This is a genomic window from Martinezella lusitana (genome assembly GCF_010668395.1).
Taxonomy (GTDB): domain Bacteria; phylum Pseudomonadota; class Alphaproteobacteria; order Rhizobiales; family Rhizobiaceae; genus Rhizobium; species Rhizobium lusitanum_A.
The window spans coordinates 638,949-659,129 of sequence record NZ_WUEY01000001.1 but is presented as its reverse complement, the minus strand read 5'-3'; the positions used below and the strand labels follow the sequence as shown (position 1 = coordinate 659,129).

The window sequence follows — 20,181 nt, the reverse complement described above, 5'->3', positions numbered from 1 at the left end:
CATGAAATGGCACGCGTAAAAAGAGGCGTTACCGCCCACGCCAAGCACAAGAAGGTTCTGAAGGCAGCCAAGGGCTTCTACGGCCGCCGCAAGAACACCATCCGTACAGCCAAGGCCGCCGTCGACCGTTCCAAGCAGTACGCTTACCGCGACCGCAAGGTCAACAAGCGCAACTTCCGCGCCCTCTGGATCCAGCGCATCAACGCTGCCGTCCGCGAATTCGGCCTGACCTACGGCCGTTTCATCGACGGTCTGAACAAGGCTGGCATCGAAGTGGACCGCAAGGTTCTCTCCGACATGGCGATCCATGAGCCGGAAGCTTTCGGCGCCCTCGTTGCTGCCTCCAAGAAGGCACTCGAGTACCTGAAGGAAGCTGGCACGAAGAACGAGTTCGAAGCCACCGTTGGCTAAGAACGCCTTCTAGACGGTTTTTGTCATATTTGTGAAACCCGCGCTTGTGAAACCAGCGCGGGTTTTGTATTTTCCGGGATACAATCAATTTACGATGATCACCTCGGGGATTCCCGCTGTCGGGGATAGGTGAAATTGTTGAATGGCAAGACCAGAGAATTAAATTCCATACCCAATCTCAGCGGCAAGGATATCGAGGCCTTGCTGACGGTGCTGGTGAGCGGATCCAAGCGTATCGAACGTGTCCCCCTTTCCTCAGGTCAGGTGTGGATCAAGCGATACGGCACGGAAAAGCCATCGGTCTGGCGCCATCTGCAGACCCTTTGCTCACGTATTCTCCCCGTCGCCTTCCTGCGTCCCTGCGCCTATCTCGCGCCGCAACAAATGGCGGAACGTGAAACCCGGCGCATAGGCATGTTCAAGGAGCACGGGATCGCCGTTCCGGAAATCCTCTATGCATCGAACGGCGCAATCGTCCTGGCCGATGCGGGAATAACGGTGCAGCGGCGCCTCGGGCAGCTGAAGGATAGCGACCCAGCCGCCCATGACGATCTCATGGTCGCCTGCGCGGCCGAACTCGGCCGGCTGCATGCCAAGGGGCTGTGCCACGGCCGGCCCTATCCCCGCGATATGTTCTTTGCCGGCAACCGGCTCGGCTTCATGGATTTCGAGGAGGACCCGCAGACGGTCATGCCACTCGCGGTCGCTCAGGCTCGCGATGTCTGGCTGCTGTTCCTGCAGATCGCGACCGGCGCCCGCCTCGGTCTTGCGACGCAGAACAGGGCCTATGAAGCCTGGTTCGAACAGGCGCCGGCAGCCGCGCGTGGCGAGCTTCAGCGCATGATTCGCTTTCTCGGCGGTTTTTTGTTCCTTGCCCGGTTGATTGGCCGCGTGCACATGGGTAGTGATCTGCAGCGCTTCATCGTTGCGACAAGCTTTCTGATGCATGCGTTCACCACTTATTCCGTGGACTGAGAGCCGGATGGCCCGTGGTCCGCAAGGCAGGACCAGATGACGGAACTCGTATCACTTGAAACCCAACTCATGGCCGAAGTGGCCGCAGCGACCGACGAACAGTCGATCGAGGCAGTCAGGGTTGCCGCGCTCGGCAAGAAGGGCTCGGTTTCGGAACTGCTGAAGACGCTGGGCTCGATGTCGCCGGAAGAACGGCAGACGCGCGGCGCGGCAATCAACGCGCTGAAGAATTCCGTGACCGATGCGATCAACGAGCGCAAGGGTGCGTTGCGCGACGCGGCGATCGAAGCCAAGCTGAAGGCCGAGACCGTCGATGTCAGCCTGCCGGTGCGCTCGTCGCCAGCCGAGCGTGGCCGCATCCATCCGATCAGCCAGATCGTGGACGAGATCACCGCGATCTTCGGCGACATGGGTTTCTCGATCGCGGAAGGTCCCGATGTCGAGACCGACTACTATAACTTCACGGCGCTGAACTTCCCCGAAGGGCATCCGGCCCGCGAGATGCACGACACCTTCTTCTTCCAGCCGGACGAAAAGGGTGAGCGCAAGGTGCTGCGCACCCACACCTCGCCGGTGCAGGTGCGCACCATGGAAGCGCAGAAGCCGCCGATCCGCATCATCATCCCCGGCAAGACCTACCGCCAGGATAGCGACGCCACGCATTCGCCGATGTTCCATCAGGTGGAAGGCCTCGTCATCGACAAGACGGCGAACGTCGGCAATATCCGCTGGGTGCTGGAAGAGTTCTGCAAGACCTTCTTCGAGGTCGACAATGTGACGATGCGCTTCCGCCCGTCGTTCTTCCCGTTCACGGAGCCCTCCTTCGAGGTCGATATCCAGTGCGACCGCTCCGGCCCGATCGTCAAGTTCGGCGAAGGCACCGACTGGATGGAAATCCTCGGCTGCGGCATGGTGCACCCGAACGTGCTGCGCTATGGCGGCCTCGATCCGGACGAGTATCAGGGTTTTGCCTGGGGCATGGGCCTCGACCGCATCGCCATGCTGAAATACGGCATGCCGGACCTGCGTGACTTCTTCAACGCCGATGTCCGCTGGATGAACCACTACGGCTTCCGCCCGCTCGACATGCCGACGCTGTTCGGCGGTTTGAGCGCGTAAGGAAGGGATAGAGCACATGAAATTCACACTCTCCTGGCTGAAAGAGCACCTGGAAACCGACGCCACGCTCGACGAGATCTGCGCCCGCCTGACGATGATCGGGCTGGAAGTCGAAGACGTCGACGACAAGGCCGCGTTCAAGCCCTTCGTCATCGCCAAGGTTCTCTCGGCTGAAAAGCACCCGCAGGCCGACCGCCTGAAGGTGCTGATGGTCGATACCGGCAGCGGCGCGCCCGTTCAGGTCGTCTGCGGCGCACCCAATGCGCGCGCCGGCCTCGTCGGCGCCTTCGCGGCGCCCGGCATCTATGTTCCCGGCATCGACGTGACGCTTGCCATCGGCAACATTCGCGGCGTCGAAAGCCGCGGCATGATGTGCTCGGAAAAGGAACTGGAAATCTCCGACAGCCACGACGGCATCATCGACCTGCCCGAGGATGCGCCCGTCGGCACGAGCTTTGCCTCTTATGCCGGTCTCGACGATCCGGTCATCGAGATCAACCTGACGCCGAACCGCCCGGATTGCACCAGCGTCTTTGGCATCGCCCGCGATCTTGCTGCTTCCGGTCTCGGCACGCTGAAGTCGCCTGCGGCACCGTCCTTCGCCGTCGAAGGCGAAACGACGACCGAGCTCAGGATCGATCTGGACGACGCCCGCCTTTGCCCCGGCTTCGCCCTTCGCCTCGTGCGCGGCGTCAAGAACGGCCCGAGCCCGAAGTGGATGCAGCAGCGCCTGCTCGCCATCGGCCTGCGCCCGATCAGCGCGCTGGTCGATATCACCAACTACATGACCTTCGATCAGGGTCGGCCGATGCACGTCTTCGACGCCGCCAAGGTCAAGGGCAATCTGGTCGTGCGCCGCGCCATGGACGGCGAAACCGTGCTGGCGCTGGACGAGCGCGAGTACAAGCTCAACCCGAGCAATGTCGTCATCTCCGATGACAATGGCGTCGAGTCGATCGGCGGCATCATGGGCGGCGAACATTCCGGTTGCGACGAAAACACCACCGACGTGCTGATCGAGTCGGCCCTCTGGGATCCGATGAACATCGCCAAGAGCGGCCGCAGCCTCGGCATCATCACCGATGCGCGCTATCGCTTCGAGCGTGGCGTCGATCCGGAGTATATGGTTCCGGGCCTCGAGCGCACCACGGAGCTGGTGCTTGCCTGCTGCGGCGGCACGGCCGCCAAGGCGCGGGTCGAAGGCTACAAGGGTTATGAAGCCAAGGTCGTCGATTTCCCGCTGTCGGAAGTCAAGCGCCTGACCGGCCTCGAGGTCTCGGCCGACGAGAGCAAGTCCATCCTGACGAAGCTTGGCTTCTCGGTCTCCGGTTCGGGCGAGCGCGTCTCGGTCGCCGTTCCGTCCTGGCGTCCCGATGTCGACGGCAAGGCCGATCTGGTCGAAGAGATCATGCGTATCCACGGCGTGGACAACATCAAGCCGCAGCCGCTTAGCAGCCACAATGCCGTCAACGGCAAGATCCTGACGACGCTGCAGATCCGTACCCGTACGGCCAAGCGGGCGCTTGCCTCGCGCGGTATGCTCGAAGCCGTCACCTGGTCCTTCATTTCCGAAGATCAGGCCAAGCTGTTCGGCGGTGGCTCCAACGCCCTGAAGCTTGCCAACCCGATCGCCGCTGATATGTCCGACATGCGTCCCTCGCTGCTGCCGGGCCTGCTGTCGGCAGCGCAGCGCAATGCCGACAAGGGCTATGGCGACGTCGCGATCTTCGAAGTCTCCGGCACCTATGAAAACGACACGCCCGCAGGTCAGCGTCGCGTCGCCGGCGGTATTCGCCGCGGCACGGCAACGCTCGCCGGCGCCGGCCGCATGTGGTCGAACGCTGCCAAGGGTGGCGGCAAGCCGGTCGACGTCTTCGATGCCAAGGCCGATGCTCTTGCCGTGATCGAGGCCTGCGGCCTGCCGATGGGCAATATCCAGATCGAGCAGGGCGGCCCGGCCTGGTATCATCCCGGCCGCTCCGGCACCATCAAGATGGGCCCGAAGGTCGTGCTCGGCTATTTCGGCGAGTTCCACCCGAAGACGCTGGAAGCCCTTGACGTATCCGGCGCGCTGGCCGGCTTCGAAGTCTACGTCGATGCCATGCCCGAGCCGAAGAAGAAGGCGACCCGCACCAAGCCGGCGCTGGAGCTTTCTCCGTTCCAGGCCGTCAAGCGCGACTTCGCCTTCGTGGTCGACAAGTCCGTGGAAGCCGGCGCTGTCGTCCGCGCCGCCGTCGGTGCCGACCGCAAGCTGGTGACCGGCGTCAACGTCTTCGACATCTTCGAAGGCGCATCGCTCGGCGAAGGCAAGAAGTCTATCGCCATCGAAGTTCAGATCCAGCCGGCCGAGCGCACGCTGACCGATGAGGATTTCGAGGCGCTGACACAGAAGATCGTGGCGAACGTGACGAAGTCGACGGGTGGGGTGCTGAGGGGATAAGGCAGCCTATCAGCAGCGCTTGCGCTTGCCGATAGTGTGGCACCCCCCTCTGTCACTTCGTGACATCTCCCCCACAAGGGGGGAGATTGGTAATTCGCTGAACTCATCTGCCTCGAGCAAACATCGAAGCTGCAGACGCTGAGGCTTTTAGGTTTGAAAGAGCGTGCGGCATACTCCCAACAATCTCCCCCCTTGTGGGGGAGATGTCGCGACAGCGACAGAGGGGGGTATCGGCGTCGCCGCATACTCGGTGCCGCATCGTCTATCGATGCAGATGATAAACCTTGTTCACCACGCTCCATCGCCCGTCGATCTTCACCAGCGACAGATAATCCGAAAAGCGCATGCCGGCGAATTCGTCGACGACCTTGACGCTGGCTGCGTCGCCTTCGATGTCGATCAGCTCGATCTCCATCAGAGGGATCGTGTCCGGCGGCGCGCTGCCTTGTTCGGCGATGGCGGAAATGAATTCATCGCGCGTCATCCACTCCAGCGCGCCCTGATAATTGCCGATGATCGTCGCTCGTGGATGAAACGCCTTGCGCAGCGCTGGCTCATTCGCAAATGCCATGCCATCGACATAGAGATGAACAACCGCACGGATTGCCTGCTCTTCCGACATCTCGTCATTCCTTGTTTGAGTATTCGGTAAACTATCACAGCCGAGGCCGGCGAGCAAAAGCCCGAGCCGTACATCGACCTATTCCACGAATACGCGCACGCTTGCCGCCCGCCCGGCGGCATCGATGACGGTCAGCGTCGAATAGCCGGCACCGTCGGGAGTCCACTGGTTGGTGCGGCGGCGCGACATGTCCGGCAGCGGCTTGCCGTTGGCGAGCCAGCGGAACGGCGCCCGTCCGCCCTGCAGTTTCAGCGCCAGTGGCATGATCTCATTGCCGCCGCTGCTGGCGCCGAGATCGACGCGCGCTCCTTCCGGCGGATAGACGATCTGCGGCGCCGGTTCGCGGCTGGAAGCGGCCAGCAGCCCGGCGGCGGTAACGGAAAAGCGCCGCTGGCTGATCGGCAGCTCGGTCGGAGCGATACGGACGGCGCCCATGGGCGCCGGAGGGAAGGGGGTTATGGCAACGCCGGATTTGGCAAAGGCCTCGAACAGGATGGGAGCAGCCGAGACATAGCCGGCCAGCCCCGGCACCGCGCCATTGTCCGGGCGGCCGACCCAGACGCCGAGCACATGCGCGCCGTCATAGCCGATCGACCACGCATCGCGATTGCCGTAGCTGGTGCCGGTCTTGTAGGCGATGCCGAGTTGCTTGCTGCCGCGCGGCGCGATGATGTCGGAAAGGATATCGGTGATGTTCCACACCGCGATCGGCTCCATCAGCGGCTCGCCGTCGATCGGACCCGGCTCGTCCTGAACGCCATCGCCGATCCGCATCGCCTTGCCGCGATTGGCAAGCCCGGCATAGAGCTGCACGAGGTCCTTGAGGGTGACGCCGACGCCGCCGAGGCCGATGGCGAGGCCGGGTGCCTCGTTTGGCGGCAGCTTCGGCTTCACCTCGGCGCGGCGGAAGCGCACCAGCAGCCGCGTCGGCCCGACGGCATCGAGCAGGCGTACGGCCGGCACGTTGAGCGAGAGCTGCAGCGCCTGGCGCACGCTCACATCGCCCTGGTAGGTCATGTCGAAATTGCGCGGCCGGTAGCCGTAGAAATCGGCGGGACGATCCTCGATGATCGTTTCCTGCGCCACATAGCCCTGCTCGAAGGCAAGGCCATAGATGAAAGGCTTCAGCGTCGAGCCGGGCGAACGCAGCACGCGGGTCATGTCCACCCAGCCGGCGCGCGAGGAATCGAAATAGTTGGCCGAACCGACTTCGCCGATGATCTCGCCGGTCTTGGCATCGGCCATGATCATGGCGACCGAGACTTTCGGCCCAAGCCGCTTGGCCGCCGCATCCGCGACGGCTTCCAGCCCTTGCTGGACGTCGCGCCGCAGCGAGGTCTTGTGCTTGCTGATGCCGGGCTGCTTGCGGAGCGCCAGTTCGGCGAGATGCGCGGCATAGGCCGGCAATTGCCGCCGCTCCGCCGGAATGGGGGAGAGCGAGGCGCGTTCCGCCTCTCCTTCGCCGATGACGGTGGCGACGGCGGCCCGCTCCAGCACGCGATGGCGGGCGGCCTGCGCGGCCGCGAGATTGCGGTCCGGCCGTCGCTTTTCCGGCAGCTGCGGCAGGGCCACCAGCAGGCCGGCCTGAGCGACGGTCAGATGCCGCGGCTCCTTGCCGAAATAGGCAAGGCTTGCGGCCCGAACGCCTTCCAGATTGCCGCCATAGGGTGCATGCGTCAGGTAAAGGTCGAGGATCTGCTCCTTGCTGAGCCGCCGCTCGATCTGGATGGCGCGGACGACCTGCAGCAGCTTCGCCGTCATCGAGCGCTCGCTGCGCGGCTCGATCAGCCGCGCCACCTGCATGGAAAGCGTCGAGCCGCCCGAGACGATGCGGCCATGCGTGACGAGCTGCAGGAAGGCGCGGCCGATCGCCATGGGATCGACGCCGTGGTGATCGTAGAAGCGCCGGTCCTCATAGGCGACCAGCATGCGCAGATATTGCGGATCGACATCGGCAACGTCGGTTTTCAGCCGCCAGCGCCCCTCGGGCGTGGCAAAGGCGCGCAGCAGATCGCCATTGGCGTCGAGCACTTCCGCCGAGACCACGCGGGCATTGTCCAGCGGCGGCGGATAGGCGCGGTCCGCAGCCTCAAGGCCGAAGACCAGCGCCACCGCTGTCAGGGCAGTGGCTCCAAGGCCTATCGCAATCTTCCATCGCGCCTTCATGGCTGCTTCTTACTGCTGTGCGGCCAGCACTTCCATGCGGCCCATCGCCGTGCGCGCCGAGAACTGCGGACGATACATGTCCTCGACGCTCGCGGCCGGATGATCGTAGACACCGGGGGTCACGGCGCGCACGACATAGGCGAAGGTCATGTCACGGTCGGCTCCGGAACCCTGGTCGAAGGCGGCGACAAAGCGATCATTGCGGAATTCGACATGGGCCGGCTGGACGTCGCTGAGCCAGTCGAAATTCGAAAGCTGAGCGCTGTTGACGATGCTCGGATTGTCGATCTCAAAGCCTGCCGGCAGGAGATCGGTCACGAGGATGCGTTGCGGCCAGTCATTGTCCTCGGTCACATGCAGCACGACGACATAGCGTTCGTTCTGCTGTGCCTGGCTGACATTCGCCTCTTCGCCATCGAGCGTGTAGTATTTGCGCTCGATCTTGAAGCCGTTGCCGCTTGCCGGCAGCTGCGCAACCGGAGCTGCGACCGTGGTCACGGCGGCAGACAATGGCTGGCGCGTCGTGTTGGTGACGGTGAGCGGATGGCCCATCAGCGCATCGCCGGACATCTGCGCCATGTATGTGCCGCTATGGGCGGCGCCGTTGACGTCGAGCGTCAGGCCGTCATCGCCGTTCTGCAGGGCGCGGGCGGCGAGCAGCATCCAGGTCTGCTCCTGGGTGCTGGTATATTTCCGGCTCTGCCAATCCTTGGCGACGACGCTTGCGAGATCCGGAATGATCGGCGGTACCGGGCGGCTTTCGGCGGCAAGCGCCAGCACGGCGGCGCCGTCGCGCAGCGACGAACCGTAGTCCGAGCGGGCGAAGCTGACCTTGGTGATCGCCCCCTGCTGCGACATCTGCAGCGAATCCACGAAGATGTTGCGCGAGCGCTGTGCATCTCCGTAAAGCGCCAGTGCGGCGGCCAGATGCGCCTTGGAGAGCGGCGTCGGGAAGTCGTTCAGCATCGTGTCCGCATAGTAGCGCAGATCGCTGATCGAAGCTTTCTTGTTGCGCGCCAGCACATAGAGCGCATAGGCGATCTCGTTGCCGTTGTCCTTGACGTTGGTATTGGCGCTCAGCGCGTTCTGGAGGTTTTCCAGCGCCTGCACCATGGCCTGATCCGGCACGTTGTACTTCTGTTCGCGCGCGCGGGTCAGGAAGTCTGTCACGTAGGCGTCCAGCCAGAGATCGCCCGAGCCCGGGCCCCATAGGCCGAAGCTGCCGGTCGAGGACTGGTAGGACATTTCGCGATAGATGGCGTCCTGCACGCGCTTGTGGATTTCGGCGTCGTCCGCAAGGCCGTTCTTGATCGCCATGTCGCTGAAATAGAGCAGCGGCAGCGCGCTGCTCGCCGTCTGTTCCGCGCAGCCATAGGGATAGCGGCTGAGGCTCATCAGCAGGGCCGGCACGTCGAAGGCGCTGGAGCGGCTGACATTGACGCTGACCGAGGCGCCGGGCAGGACGCTGTCGGCAAGAAGGTCGGCATTGACGGTCAGGCTCTTGCCGGGCGCAAGCGCGATGACGCGCCGTTCGGTGAGCGGCAGCTGCGACGGGCGAACGGGAATATCGACCGATTGATCGAGCGATAGTCCCGAAGCATTCGACAGCTTGATCGAAACCGTGCCGTCGCCCGGTTGTCCGCCGGTCAGCGGCAGCGTGATGTTGTATTTGCCGTTGGCTTCCAGGTTGATCTTCTGCTGCGTGGCACTGGCGTCCACGTTGACCGCATTGTTGCCCGTGACCGCGAGCGTGTACTCGCCCGCAGGCGCATCGGTATTGGCGACATCGAGGCGCAGGTTCGCCTTGTCTCCGGGCGCCAGGAACTTCGGCAGGCTTGCGGTGACGACGACGGGATCGCGGATAATGACGTCCTGCGTTGCGTGACCGACGCCGGCCTTGGACCAGGCAACCGCCATCAGACGTGCCGTGCCGTTGAACTGCGGAATATCGAAGCTGACATTCGCCTTGCCGTCCGCATCCAGCTTGACCGGGCCGGAGAAGAAGGCAACCAGCTTTTCCTTCGGCGGGCTTGCCTGCAAGGCTGCCTGCCCACCATCGCCGCCCGTGCGCAGCTTGCCGGTCGCGCCGAGCGAGCCGTCGATGAGGCGACCGTAGATATCGCGGATTTCGAGGCCGAGCTGGCGCTGGCCGTAATACCAGTCGTCCGGTGCCGGCGGCTGGTAGCGCGTCAGGTTGAGGATGCCGACATCGACGGCGGCGATCGTGACGTAGGCGTCCTCATTGGCGCCCGCGCCTGAAACCTGAAGGCCGATGTTGAGCGGCTGACGCGGCAGCGTCTTGTCGGGCGCGTCGATCTTGATCTGCAGCTTGCGTTCGCCGGGGTCGACCGGCGCCCATTTGATGCCGATGGCGCGCATCGGCATGCGGCTTTCCTGGGCTTCGCCGGGACGGAAGAGCGTGGCCGTCAGATAGGTGCCGGCGCCCCAGTCGGCCGTTACGGGAACGTCGACTTCGCCGCCCGTAGCGCCGATATCGGCATTGGTGACCGAAATCAGCGTTTCGGAGCCGGCCGTTACCATCAGCTGACCGGCATAGCGCGAAGTCACCTTGAGTTTGGCGGTGTCGCCGACATGGTAGCTTGCCTTGTCGAGCGCGATCTCCAGCGCATCCGGCGTCTCGGTCGAGCTGGCGGCGACATACCAGCCGGCATTGAACTCGACGCTGGATTCCGGGCCGTTGGCATCGGCGGTGGAGACTTCGAGCCGGTAGCGGCCCCAGGTGACGGGCATGGAAATCGCCGCACCGTCCATCGTGGCGTTGACGGTGCCGACGGCCACCTGCTTGGTCGAGATGATCGGCTCGTACTTCCAGCTGTTGCCGTCGCGATACCATTGATAATCGCGCTCGACGCTCAAAAGCTTCCAGGTCAGGCCTTGCATGGCCTGCTTCTGGCCGTTGGCGTCGACAGCGATGACGTGGAAGTTGCCGACGGAGTTTTCGCCGAGATCGCCGTCGAATTCCGGCTTGATGCCGATGCGCGGCCCGTCCGCCTTGACGGGGAGGGTCAGCGAGCGCTCGACGGCGCGGCCGCCGGCTTCCTGCATGCGAACCGTGATATTGGCGTTCAGAAGCTGCGTGGTCGAAGGCGTGTCGTTGATGGTGACGTCGAAGGTGGTCTTGCCGTCTTCGTCCAGCGCCTGCAGGTCTTCCAACGGCACCTGCGTGCTCTCGGCCTTGCTGTCGCCGCCGCTGCTGTCGTCGTCATTGTCGTCCTTGCCCGCGCCTTCATCGGCAAGGCCGAACTGATAGCCCTTGTAGGCGTCGCTCTGGCGCGTCGGCTTCAGCGTCACTTCGCCTTCCAGATTGAGGCCTGCCGCCGGTGCGCCGTAGAGGTAGCGTCCGACGACGTTGACCGGCGTCGGCTGGCCGACTTCGATCTCCTTGGCATCGCTTGCCATGTCGAATTCGATGCGATCCGGCACGAAATCGTCGACGAGGAAGGTCTGCGAGCCGATGGAGGAGCCCTTCGGGTCGGTATAGATATTCATCGTCCAGGTGCCGCGCATCGAGGTCTGCTGCAGCGGCAGGTCGACATTGTAGCCGCCAAGCTTGCCGCCGTCGGTGACGATGCGGCGGTCCTCGACGCCATCCGGGCGCAGGAAGACGAAGGTCAGCGGCAGGTTTTCGACTGCCGTCGAGCTGACGTCGCGGGCAAGCGCCGAAGCATGCACCGTCTCGCCGGCGCGATAGATGCCGCGTTCCGTCCAGGTCAGCAGGTCGATCGCGCCGGGCGCGGTTCTGCCGGCGACGCCGCGGTCGGAAAGATCGAAGCCGGCGCGCGTCATGTCGAGGAAGACGTAATCCTGATCGCCGTTCTGGGCGGTGATGACAGCCGGCGTCATGCCCGCCGTGCCGCGCATCAGGCCGGCGCTGAAGACGGCGCGGCCGTTGTCGTCGGTCTTTGCCGTGCCGAGGATCTCATTGTTCTTGGCAAGCAATTGCAGCTGAATGCCGGCCAGCGGCTTGGCGCTGCCGAGCGAGCGGGCGAAAACGTTCAGTCCGTCGGTGCCGGCATAGGTGGTGACGCCGATATCGGAGACGACGAACCATTGAGTCGCCTGCGGATCCCATTCCTGGCCGCCGCTGTTGGGCGCAACCGCGGTCAGCACGTAGACGCCGGGCTTGCGCTTCGGCAGCACCTCGTCGACCGGGAAGCTGGTTGCCACTTCCTTGTTGAGGTCCTGTTGGATTTCGATGGAGCCCTGCCAGACCAGCTCGCCATTGGTGTCCTGGATGGTCTGCGCGCTGTAGCTGTCCACCTGCGTCAGGAACTGCGAATTGTTCAGAAGCTGCGCGATATTGCGGTCGCCGATGCGGTAGAGCTTGAGATTGGCCGTGTTGGCGTTGACGGAAATGATCGGGATGCCGCGGCGCGCGGTCGAAGGCAGCACGAAATTGTCGCCGGTGAAGCGCAGCGACGCGGTGCGGTCCTTGACGTAGACGTCGACATTGACCTGCGAGGGGAGATTCTCATCCACCGACGATGGCAGGCCGGCACGCAGCGAAACGCGGTAGTGCTGGCCGAATTCCAGGCCCTCGACGCAGATCTGGTTGTCCTTGGCATCGACGCCCTTCGGCGCGGCCCCATTGACGGTGACGAAAGGCGTGTAATCGACGCCGCTCTTCACCAGCTTTTCGGAGAACTGCACGCAGGCGCGCGGCGAGGCATTGTCGTTGTCGAGCGTATTGCCCGTCACGCGGAAGCCCTGGCGCTCCCTCAGGTCAACATAGGCTGCCTGGACTGCGGCGGAGCTGGCGAGATCGAGGCTCGCCTTGTAGGCGCTGAGCGCCGGGCGATAGCTCTGTGCGTTCTTCAGCGCTTCGGCCAGCACGGCCAGCGCATCGGCGCGGCTGCTCGTCGTGCGGGTCAGCTGGTAGCCGTTGAGCGCGGCATAGGCTGCCTTGGTCGCAACAGACGTGTCGTTCGTGATCGTGTTGGCGGCGCGCGCCATCTCGATCCACAGATCGCCATTGTCGGGGCTGAGCGAGAGTGCGCCCTGGAAGGCGTTCAGGGCATTGTTGACGTTGCCCGAGGTCAGCTCGATACGGCCGAGCGCGATCAGGCTTTCGACGCCCTGGCCCTTCAGTTCGTCGCCGAGCGTCAGCGTGCTCTTCGCGTCGCGCGCGCTCTGGACGAAATTGTCGGAGAGGAAGGAAAGGGCGGGGGCCGCGCCGATATCCGGCTCGCTGGTGGCCGCCGTCTCGACGACCTTGCCGGCGATCGCGCCCGGGAAGCTGTTGAGCTGGTTGAAGTCGGACTTCAGGAAGCACCACTTCACCTTGGGATTGTAGGTGAAGGCCTTGCAGGACTTGTCGCCGATGCAGGAGGCTGAGCACTGGTCCAGCGTCACGTTCTGCTCGGTGCGCAGATCGAAGCCGAAGTAGTCGCCATCCTTGGTGGTGACCACCTGACGCTTGACGTCGGCGGCGAGCGAAGGGCTCAGGGATGCGAAAGTGGCGAGAAGAAAAGCGGAGAAGCCGATAAACGCGCGCTTAGACATAAGTCCTCCCAACGCTGCCCGTTTTTGATGGCGGCAATCTTCAAATTTCGAACCCGTTTGTCAACCGAGCGTCGAACGCTGGAGACGATTTACGCCCATAACGATCTGTCTAGGAGCTTGAAAGAGCCTGCAATTCAGGCGTTTCACATGTTCTCTCATCCCTTGATGGCGCTTCACTTTTCTTTTCAGTCCCAAAATGACACCGGCCTCGACGGCCGATGTCTTTGCCTGAGCAGGAGGAGCACCTGACCCGTCATATATTTGTCAGGGCAAGTGCGGCATCATTATACCGTTTGCCGACGACGTTCTCCGGTGTGATGATCTCGCCGAGCTCCTTCACTTCCTGTACCGAAAGGACGATATCGGCGGCCGCCGCGTTCTGCTCCAGATGGTGCAGCTTGCGTGCTCCGGGGATGGGCACGATATCCTCGCCCTGATACAGCACCCATGCGAGCGCCAGTTGTGCGGCCGTGACGCCCTTTTCCCCGGCAAGCGCCTGGAGTCTTGCGACCAGGGCCGCGTTGGCATCGAAGTTCCCGCTCTGGAAGCGCGGCAGCGAGCGGCGGAAATCGTCGCTGGCAAGATCGTCCGTCTGGCGGATCGCCCCGGTTAGGAAGCCGCGGCCAAGCGGGCTGTAGGGCACGAAGCCGATGCCGAGCTCGCGGCAGGCGGCGAGCACGTCCTCCTCGGGATCGCGGCTCCACAGCGAATACTCGCTCTGCACGGCGGCGATCGGATGCACCGCATGGGCGCGGCGGATGGTGGCGGCCCCGGCTTCGGAAAGGCCGAGCGCGCGCACCTTGCCCTCTCTCACCAGCTCCGCCATGGCGCCGACCGTATCTTCGATCGGCACGTTCGGATCGACGCGGTGCTGGTAGAAGAGGTCGATGACATCGGTGCCGAGCCGCTTCAGAGAGGCTTCCGCCACCTCCTTGACATGTTGCGGCCGGCTGTCGACGCCGATCATCGCGGCCGGGCCGGTTTTCGTGTGATCGAGCTTGAAGCCGAATTTGGTGGCGATGACGACGCGGTCGCGAACAGGCTTCAGCGTGCGGCCGAGCAGTTCCTCGTTGGTGAACGGGCCATAGGTTTCGGCCGTATCGAAAAAGGTGACGCCGAGATCGACGGCGCGGCGGAGCGTCTTGACGGATTCGGCCTCGTCGGTCGCGCCATAGGCAAAGCTCATGCCCATGCAGCCGAGTCCGACGGCGGAAACAGTGAGATCCTTACCAAGCCTGCGGGTTTTCATGGTGTATTCCTCTTGAGCTTATGAAAGCGGCAGCGGGTCGATGCCCGTTGCCGACAGGCTCAAGTTAGTGTTCGGCACAATGAATGAAAATCCATGCAGATCCTTACAGCTTGTTCTATAATTTAGATCAATGAACAGGACACAGCTCTCCCAGCTCGCGGTTTTTGCCGCCGTCGCCGCCCATCGCAGCTTTCGTGCCGCCGGCAAGGAGCTGTCGATCGCGCCGTCAGCGGTCAGCCATGCCGTTTCCAGTCTCGAGGAAAGCCTCGGCGTGCGGCTGCTCGCCCGCACCACCCGAAGCGTTCTCCCGACCGAAGAGGGCCAGGCATTGCTCCAGCGGTTGTCGCCGGCTTTGGAGGAGATCGATATCGCGCTGGAGGATGCGCTTGCGACCCGTGGCCGGCCGGCCGGCAATCTCCGCATCACCGCTCCGCGCTTTGCCTCCGACCTGTTGATGGCGCCGCGCATCGGCGATTTCCTCAACGCCTATCCGGATATCACGCTGGAGATCGCCAACGAGGACGGTTTCAGCGATATCGTCAAGGAAGGCTTCGACGCCGGCATCCGGCTGGAGGAGAGCATAGAGGGCGACATGATCGCGGTGAAGGTTTCGCCTGACATCCGCACCGTCATTGCCGGCTCCCCGGCCTATTTCGAGAAACACCCGAAACCGGTGCATCCGCGCGATCTCGTCCATCACCGCTGCATCAAGCGGCGGTTTACCGATGGCTCGCTCTATCGCTGGGAGTTCGAAAAGGATGGCCGCGAATTGATTGTGGCGATCGACGGGCCGCTGATCGTCATCGAGGACCGGCTCGCGGTTCTGGCCGCCGTCAACGGCGCCGGTCTCGCCTATCTGTTCGACATACGCGTGCAGCAGGAACTGGCGGAGGGCAAACTCATCCGCGTGCTGGAGGATTGGTGCCCCCCTTACCCCGGCTTCTGCATCTATTATCCGAGCCGCCGCCAGATGCGCCCGGCGCTCAGGGCCTTCATCGACTTCTTCAAGTATACGGGACTGTGAGGGCGGCGGCATTGCCGGTCCGCCGCCCCATGCGTGGCGGTCAGGCAAGCGGTGTCAGGCTGCGGCCTTTTGATTGGCTGCGGTCATCGCCAGCTTCGAGAGGATCTTGTCGGTATTTCCCTCCTCCTGCAGCGTCTGGTCGAGCAGCTCGACGACCTTCTTCTGGCCGAGCGTGTTCGCCCAGGTCCGCAGCGTTCCGTAGCGGGCGATCTCGTAGTGCTCGACGGCCTGCGCCGCCGATATCAGTCCGGCATCGAGAGCCGGTGTTCCCTTGAATTCTTCGATGATCTCCTCGCCTTCGGCAAGGATCCCCTGAATGGCTTCGCAGGTCTTGCCCTGGGCGCGCTTGCCGATCAGGTCGAAGACCTGCTGCAGGCGTTCGACATGGCCCTCGGTTTCCTGCAGATGCTTTTCGAAGCCGGCCTTCAGATCCGGAGCTTGCGCCGCGCGCGCCATCTTGGGCAAGGCCCGCACGATCTGCCTTTCGGCATAGTAGATGTCCTTCAGCGTGTCGTAGAAAAGATCTTCCAGTGTCTTGTCCTTCGGCATTGTTTCTCTCCATGTTCGGGGCTCGGATTTTCAAGGGCTCGCCGCAGTCGGCGACCCCTATCCAAGTCGGTGTGGGCCGAATTGTTCCCGTTGCTGACGGATTCGGGTGGCGATCCGGTTCAAAGTCGGCTGAGTTGCGGCGATGGCAGGGAGGAATTGCGAGCGATGAAAAAACCGGGATCGATGAAGGGGCTCGAGGATCTGGGCCGCGTCAGGCTGTCGAAGAACTTTTTCTTTCGCGATTTCCTGCATTCGGAAATCGCCGATTTCTATCGCATCCCCAATATTCCGGAGGATCCCGATCTCGCGATCGAAACGGGCCGCAGGCTGTGCGAGGAGTTGCTGGAGCCGCTGGAGGCGACCTTTGGCCGGCTACATATCCGCTCCGGTTACCGCTCGCCCGAGGTCAATGCTTTCGGCAACAGGAACGGGCTCAATTGTTCGACCAACGCCCATACCGCCGCGCACCATATCTGGGACATGCGCGATCTCGACGGCTGCATGGGCTCGGCCGTCTGCATCGTCGTGCCATGGCTGATCGATCACCACACTCATGAAGGCGATTGGCAGAAGCTCGCCTGGTGGATCCACGACCATTTGCCTTATGCGTCGCTCTGCTTCTTTCCGAAGCTTTGGGCCTTCAATATCCAATGGCACGAGCGGCCGATGCGGACCATCCAGAGCTATGTCAGCCCGCGCGGCATGCTGACCAAGCCGGGCATGGCCAATTGGGAAGGGGATCATTCCGCTCTTTATGAGGGTTTCCCGAAGCTCAGAAGCTGATGCGGTAGCGAATGTGGCCGTCGCTCTCGACATAGGTGTCGTAGAGCTTGCGGGCGGTCGCATTGCTTTCCTCGGTATGCCAGTAGAGGCGGGCCCAGCCGTTCTTCTTGCAGAGCGAGACCAGATCGTCCAGCAGCGCGCGCCCGACGCCGCGGCCTCGGGCGCTTTCGTCGACGAACAGGTCTTCCAGGTAGCAATCCGGCGCGCGTACCCATGTTCCCTCATGGACGAGGCAGAGGGTGAAACCCTTTACCTCGCCGTCGACCTCCGCCACGCGCATGAAGATCGCCGACGCCGGATCGAAGACCCGGCGCCAGGTCGCATCGGTGATGTCGGGCGCGATGGTGACGCCGTAGAAAGCCAGATATCCGTTCCATAGCGCGCGCCAGCGCGCTTCGTCGTCGGGTCTGGCGTCTCGGATCGTCACGGTCATCGGCCGGCCTTCTGTTTATTCGCCGGCTGCGTCGAGCAGGCGCATGGCTTCGTCGGAAAGCGAAAGCTTTGCCGAATTGATTAGCGCGTCGAGCTGGCCGAGGCTAGTGGCGCTGGCGATCGGAGCTGTGACGCCGCGCTTGCGCAGCAGCCAGGCAAGCGCGATCTCGGCCGGCTTCGCGCCGGTTTCGGCCGCAACCTTGTCGAGGGCAGCAAGAATGCGCAGGCCCTTGTCGTCGAGATAGGCGGCAACCCGGTTTTCGCGCGCTCTGCCTTCCGTATCCGCCTTTGTCCGGTATTTGCCGGTCAGGAAGCCGGCGGCAAGGCTGAAATAGGTGATGACGCCAATCTCTTCCTTCACGCAGAGATCCGCCAGCGGGCCCTCGAAACTGTCGCGGGCATAGAGGTTATATTCGGGCTGCAGCACGTCGTAGCGCGGCAGGCCGGCCTTGGCGGCGGCATCGAGCGAGGCCTGGAGCTGCGTCGCATCGAGGTTGGAGCAGCCGACATGGCGGATCTTGCCCTGTTCCTTCAGCTTCGCATAGGCGGCGAGCGATTCCTCGTGCGGCGTTTCCGGGTCCGGCCAGTGCGACAGATAAAGATCGATATGATCGGTCTGCAGCCGCTTCAGAGAGGCTTCGGCTGCCTCGATGATATAATCGGCCTTGAGCCCTTTTTTGCCCGGACCCATGTCCGATCCGACCTTGGTGATGATGATGGCCTTGTCGCGAGCAACGCGGCTTTGTTTCAGCCATTTGCCGATGATCTCTTCGGAATCGCCGCCCTTGTTGCCTGGAACCCAGCGGGAATAGACATCGGCCGTGTCGATGGTGTTGAGACCGGCCTCGAAGAAGGCGTCGAGCAATGCGTAGGAAGTCTTCTCATCGGCCGTCCAGCCGAAGACGTTGCCGCCGAAAACGATGGGGGCGACCAAAAGATCGGTTCGTCCAAGCTTGCGCAGGTCCATGATGCATCTCCAAATCACTTGAGCAGGAAGCCGGCGTCAGAGGCGCCGGCAGGGAGGGACAAGGCAGGCTACCGGCCTTTCGCGGTGAACGCCACTAACGATTTCTTTATTCCGCCGTCGAGCGCCGGTAGTGGCTTGGCGGCAGGGCGTTGTATTTCGACCAGACGCGCCGCATGTGCCGCGGCGACGCGAAGCCGGATTTTTCCGCCACGCTCTCCATGTCCAGCCGCGAATTGGCGAGCACGTCCCGCGCCAGCGTGACGCGCATCAGATTGACATAGGCCGTCACCGACAGGCCGGCATGCTCCTGAAACAGCCGTGAAATATGCCGGGCGCTCATCGCTCCGATGGCGGCGAGTTCGGAAGGCGACCAGGTGTGAGCGGGATCGGCCATGATCGCATCCTGAGCGCGATGGATGGCGGGATGCACATGGTTTCTGCCGCTGAGCCAGGGCGAAAGCTGCGGCTCGGCGCCGGTCCGCCTGATGTAGACGACCATGTGCCGGGCAATGGTCAGCGCCGTCATCGGCGAGGTCAGCTTGGAGGCGAGATGCAGCATCAGGTCGGTGCCTGTGGTGATGCCGGCGCTCGAATAGCGGTCCCGGTCTTCGACATAGAGCCGGTTGTCGAGGACCCTCGCCGTCGGCGCGTGTTCTCGGACCTCGTCGAGGCAGGCGGCGTGCGTGGTGCACGCATAGCCGTCCATCAGGCCGGCACGCGCCGCAAGCACGGCGCCGGAGCAGATGGTGACGAGGGTGATGCCCGGACGGATCGCGCCTCTCAGCCAGGCGGCAAGCATGGCTGTTTCGGGCTCGATATCCTCGGCATCGTCGGGCGGCGTGACGCTGCCGGAGAGGATGACATAGGCGCCGTCGGGAATGTGATCGGGCAAGGGTTTGAGATCGGCAAGCGTCAGCCCGACCGAGGTCGTCTGCGATGGTTGGGCGGCGATGAAACTATAGTCGAACAGGACGTCGTCCTGTTCGACATTGGCGCGGCGCAGCACCTCCACCGGCCCGGCCACATCCATCAGCAGCGTATAGGGCGGCAGAAGGACGTAGACGGGAATGGTCCGTCGATGGAGGCGCTGGCCGTCTTGGCTCATGCGGCGCTCCGGATCGGGGCATCGGCAAGCGCTTCCTCGACGGTTGCTATGCGGGCGAAACGGCCCGACAGCACCAGTTCGCTACGCTTCTTGATATCATCGACGCTGAAGACCGTGCCCGAGGCGTGCGTCATCGGGAAGGTCAAGGTCGCCTCGGTGACGTAGTCGACCTCGTAACCGAGATCGGAGGCGTGCCGCGTGGTGGTCTCGCAGCATTGCTCCGTGCGAATGCCCGAGACGATCACCTTGCGGATGCCGTTCGCCACCAGCCAGACATCGAGACCGGAACCGACGAGTGCCGAATGGCGGCGCTTGTGGAACACGGCATCGGCCTCCAGCGAGATTTCGTCGAGCTTGCGCACGAAGCCGCTCTTCAGGCTGAAATGCGCGTCGTCATCCTCGACATGGAAAATCTGGATGACGGGAATTCCCTTCGCCTTGGCTCCGTCGATCAGCGCCTGCAGGCGGCTGGTGAAAACAGGCAGATCGTCGGCTCGCCAATAGGGGCGCTGACGAAAGGATTCCTGAGCGTCGATGACGAGCAATGCAGTATCCGCGTGGGACATTTCGGTATCTCCTGTGCTTGAAGGATAGCCGAGACTAGGTCGCGCTTGAAGGGTGCGAAAGCCATCTGGCGGACAGAAAGAGGACAAATACGGACATCGCGCCATGACAGCGGTGCCACCGCGTTTGCGCGTGCGGACCGCTTCGGGCGTTGCGCCTTCGGCAAGGGCCGAATAAGGTTGCGCCGGTTTTGTCCAGAGCGGAATGACCCGCGTTTCGCTTCACGCACCGTGTTCATAAAGGATCCCGCCG

General features: G+C 63.2%; 15 protein-coding genes. 6 read left to right on the top strand and 9 right to left on the bottom strand.

The genetic code is table 11. From position 1 onward, the window contains the following. Positions 1-6 precede the first annotated feature (6 nt). From rplT to pheT, 4 genes are all read left to right on the top strand, one after another. On the top strand, positions 7-411 hold the full coding sequence (gene rplT / locus GR212_RS03255) for a 50S ribosomal protein L20 (protein WP_112801302.1): 405 nt from the start codon (positions 7-9) through the stop codon (positions 409-411). 129 nt (positions 412-540) lie between these two features. Beyond that, positions 541-1,386 carry a serine/threonine protein phosphatase gene (locus GR212_RS03250; protein ID WP_163985004.1) on the top strand — a complete coding sequence of 282 codons (846 nt, stop codon included), beginning with the start codon at positions 541-543 and terminating at the stop codon, positions 1,384-1,386. A gap of 36 nt (positions 1,387-1,422) precedes the next feature. Continuing rightward, the gene (gene pheS, locus GR212_RS03245) at positions 1,423-2,505 is read left to right on the top strand and encodes a phenylalanine--tRNA ligase subunit alpha (RefSeq protein WP_163985003.1); all 1,083 of its coding nucleotides are present in this window, start codon (positions 1,423-1,425) and stop codon (positions 2,503-2,505) included. A 16-nt stretch (positions 2,506-2,521) separates the two neighbouring features. After that, entirely contained in the window at positions 2,522-4,945 is a 2,424-nt protein-coding gene (gene pheT, locus GR212_RS03240; protein WP_163985002.1) for a phenylalanine--tRNA ligase subunit beta, read from the top strand. 262 nt (positions 4,946-5,207) lie between these two features. Here pheT and GR212_RS03235 read toward each other — a convergent pair whose 3' ends face one another. The 4 genes from GR212_RS03235 to GR212_RS03220 all read right to left on the bottom strand — a co-directional run bounded on the left by GR212_RS03235 (position 5,208) and on the right by GR212_RS03220 (position 14,505). After that, entirely contained in the window at positions 5,208-5,567 is a 360-nt protein-coding gene (locus GR212_RS03235) for a nuclear transport factor 2 family protein (RefSeq protein WP_163985001.1), read from the bottom strand. Between the two features lie 78 nt (positions 5,568-5,645). Next, positions 5,646-7,733: a penicillin-binding protein 1C gene (gene pbpC, locus GR212_RS03230; protein ID WP_163985000.1), complete on the bottom strand. Its 2,088-nt coding sequence runs from the start codon at positions 7,731-7,733 to the stop codon at positions 5,646-5,648. 9 nt (positions 7,734-7,742) lie between these two features. After that, positions 7,743-13,256 (bottom strand): alpha-2-macroglobulin family protein, encoded by a 5,514-nt coding sequence (locus GR212_RS03225; RefSeq protein WP_163984999.1) that lies wholly within the window; start codon positions 13,254-13,256, stop codon positions 7,743-7,745. Between the two features lie 253 nt (positions 13,257-13,509). Next, the gene (locus GR212_RS03220; protein WP_163984998.1) at positions 13,510-14,505 is read right to left on the bottom strand and encodes an aldo/keto reductase; all 996 of its coding nucleotides are present in this window, start codon (positions 14,503-14,505) and stop codon (positions 13,510-13,512) included. Between the two features lie 130 nt (positions 14,506-14,635). Here GR212_RS03220 and GR212_RS03215 point away from each other — a divergent pair, with 130 nt between their 5' ends. Beyond that, positions 14,636-15,529, top strand: coding sequence for a LysR family transcriptional regulator (locus GR212_RS03215; protein WP_163984997.1), 894 nt, complete (start codon positions 14,636-14,638; stop codon positions 15,527-15,529). Between the two features lie 54 nt (positions 15,530-15,583). Here GR212_RS03215 and GR212_RS03210 read toward each other — a convergent pair whose 3' ends face one another. Beyond that, positions 15,584-16,078 (bottom strand): ferritin-like domain-containing protein, encoded by a 495-nt coding sequence (locus GR212_RS03210; protein ID WP_163984996.1) that lies wholly within the window; start codon positions 16,076-16,078, stop codon positions 15,584-15,586. A 165-nt stretch (positions 16,079-16,243) separates the two neighbouring features. Between GR212_RS03210 and GR212_RS03205 the strand changes: the two genes are divergently transcribed. Continuing rightward, positions 16,244-16,861 carry a hypothetical protein gene (locus tag GR212_RS03205; protein ID WP_163984995.1) on the top strand — a complete coding sequence of 206 codons (618 nt, stop codon included), beginning with the start codon at positions 16,244-16,246 and terminating at the stop codon, positions 16,859-16,861. Here the strand turns inward: GR212_RS03205 and GR212_RS03200 are convergent. The 4 genes from GR212_RS03200 to GR212_RS03185 all read right to left on the bottom strand — a co-directional run bounded on the left by GR212_RS03200 (position 16,851) and on the right by GR212_RS03185 (position 19,931). Beyond that, positions 16,851-17,294 (bottom strand): GNAT family N-acetyltransferase, encoded by a 444-nt coding sequence (locus GR212_RS03200; RefSeq protein ID WP_163984994.1) that lies wholly within the window; start codon positions 17,292-17,294, stop codon positions 16,851-16,853. The genes GR212_RS03205 and GR212_RS03200 overlap by 11 nt on opposite strands. 15 nt (positions 17,295-17,309) lie before the next feature. Further along, complete coding sequence (locus GR212_RS03195; RefSeq protein WP_163984993.1) at positions 17,310-18,260, bottom strand: aldo/keto reductase; 951 nt, start codon at positions 18,258-18,260, stop codon at positions 17,310-17,312. Positions 18,261-18,366: 106 nt separating this feature from the next. Next, complete coding sequence (locus GR212_RS03190; RefSeq protein WP_163984992.1) at positions 18,367-19,365, bottom strand: GlxA family transcriptional regulator; 999 nt, start codon at positions 19,363-19,365, stop codon at positions 18,367-18,369. Next, a complete protein-coding gene (locus GR212_RS03185) occupies positions 19,362-19,931 on the bottom strand; it encodes an isochorismatase family protein (RefSeq protein WP_163984991.1) in 570 nt (189 codons plus the stop codon). The genes GR212_RS03190 and GR212_RS03185 overlap by 4 nt, the downstream gene beginning before the upstream one ends. Positions 19,932-20,181: the final 250 nt, after the last annotated feature.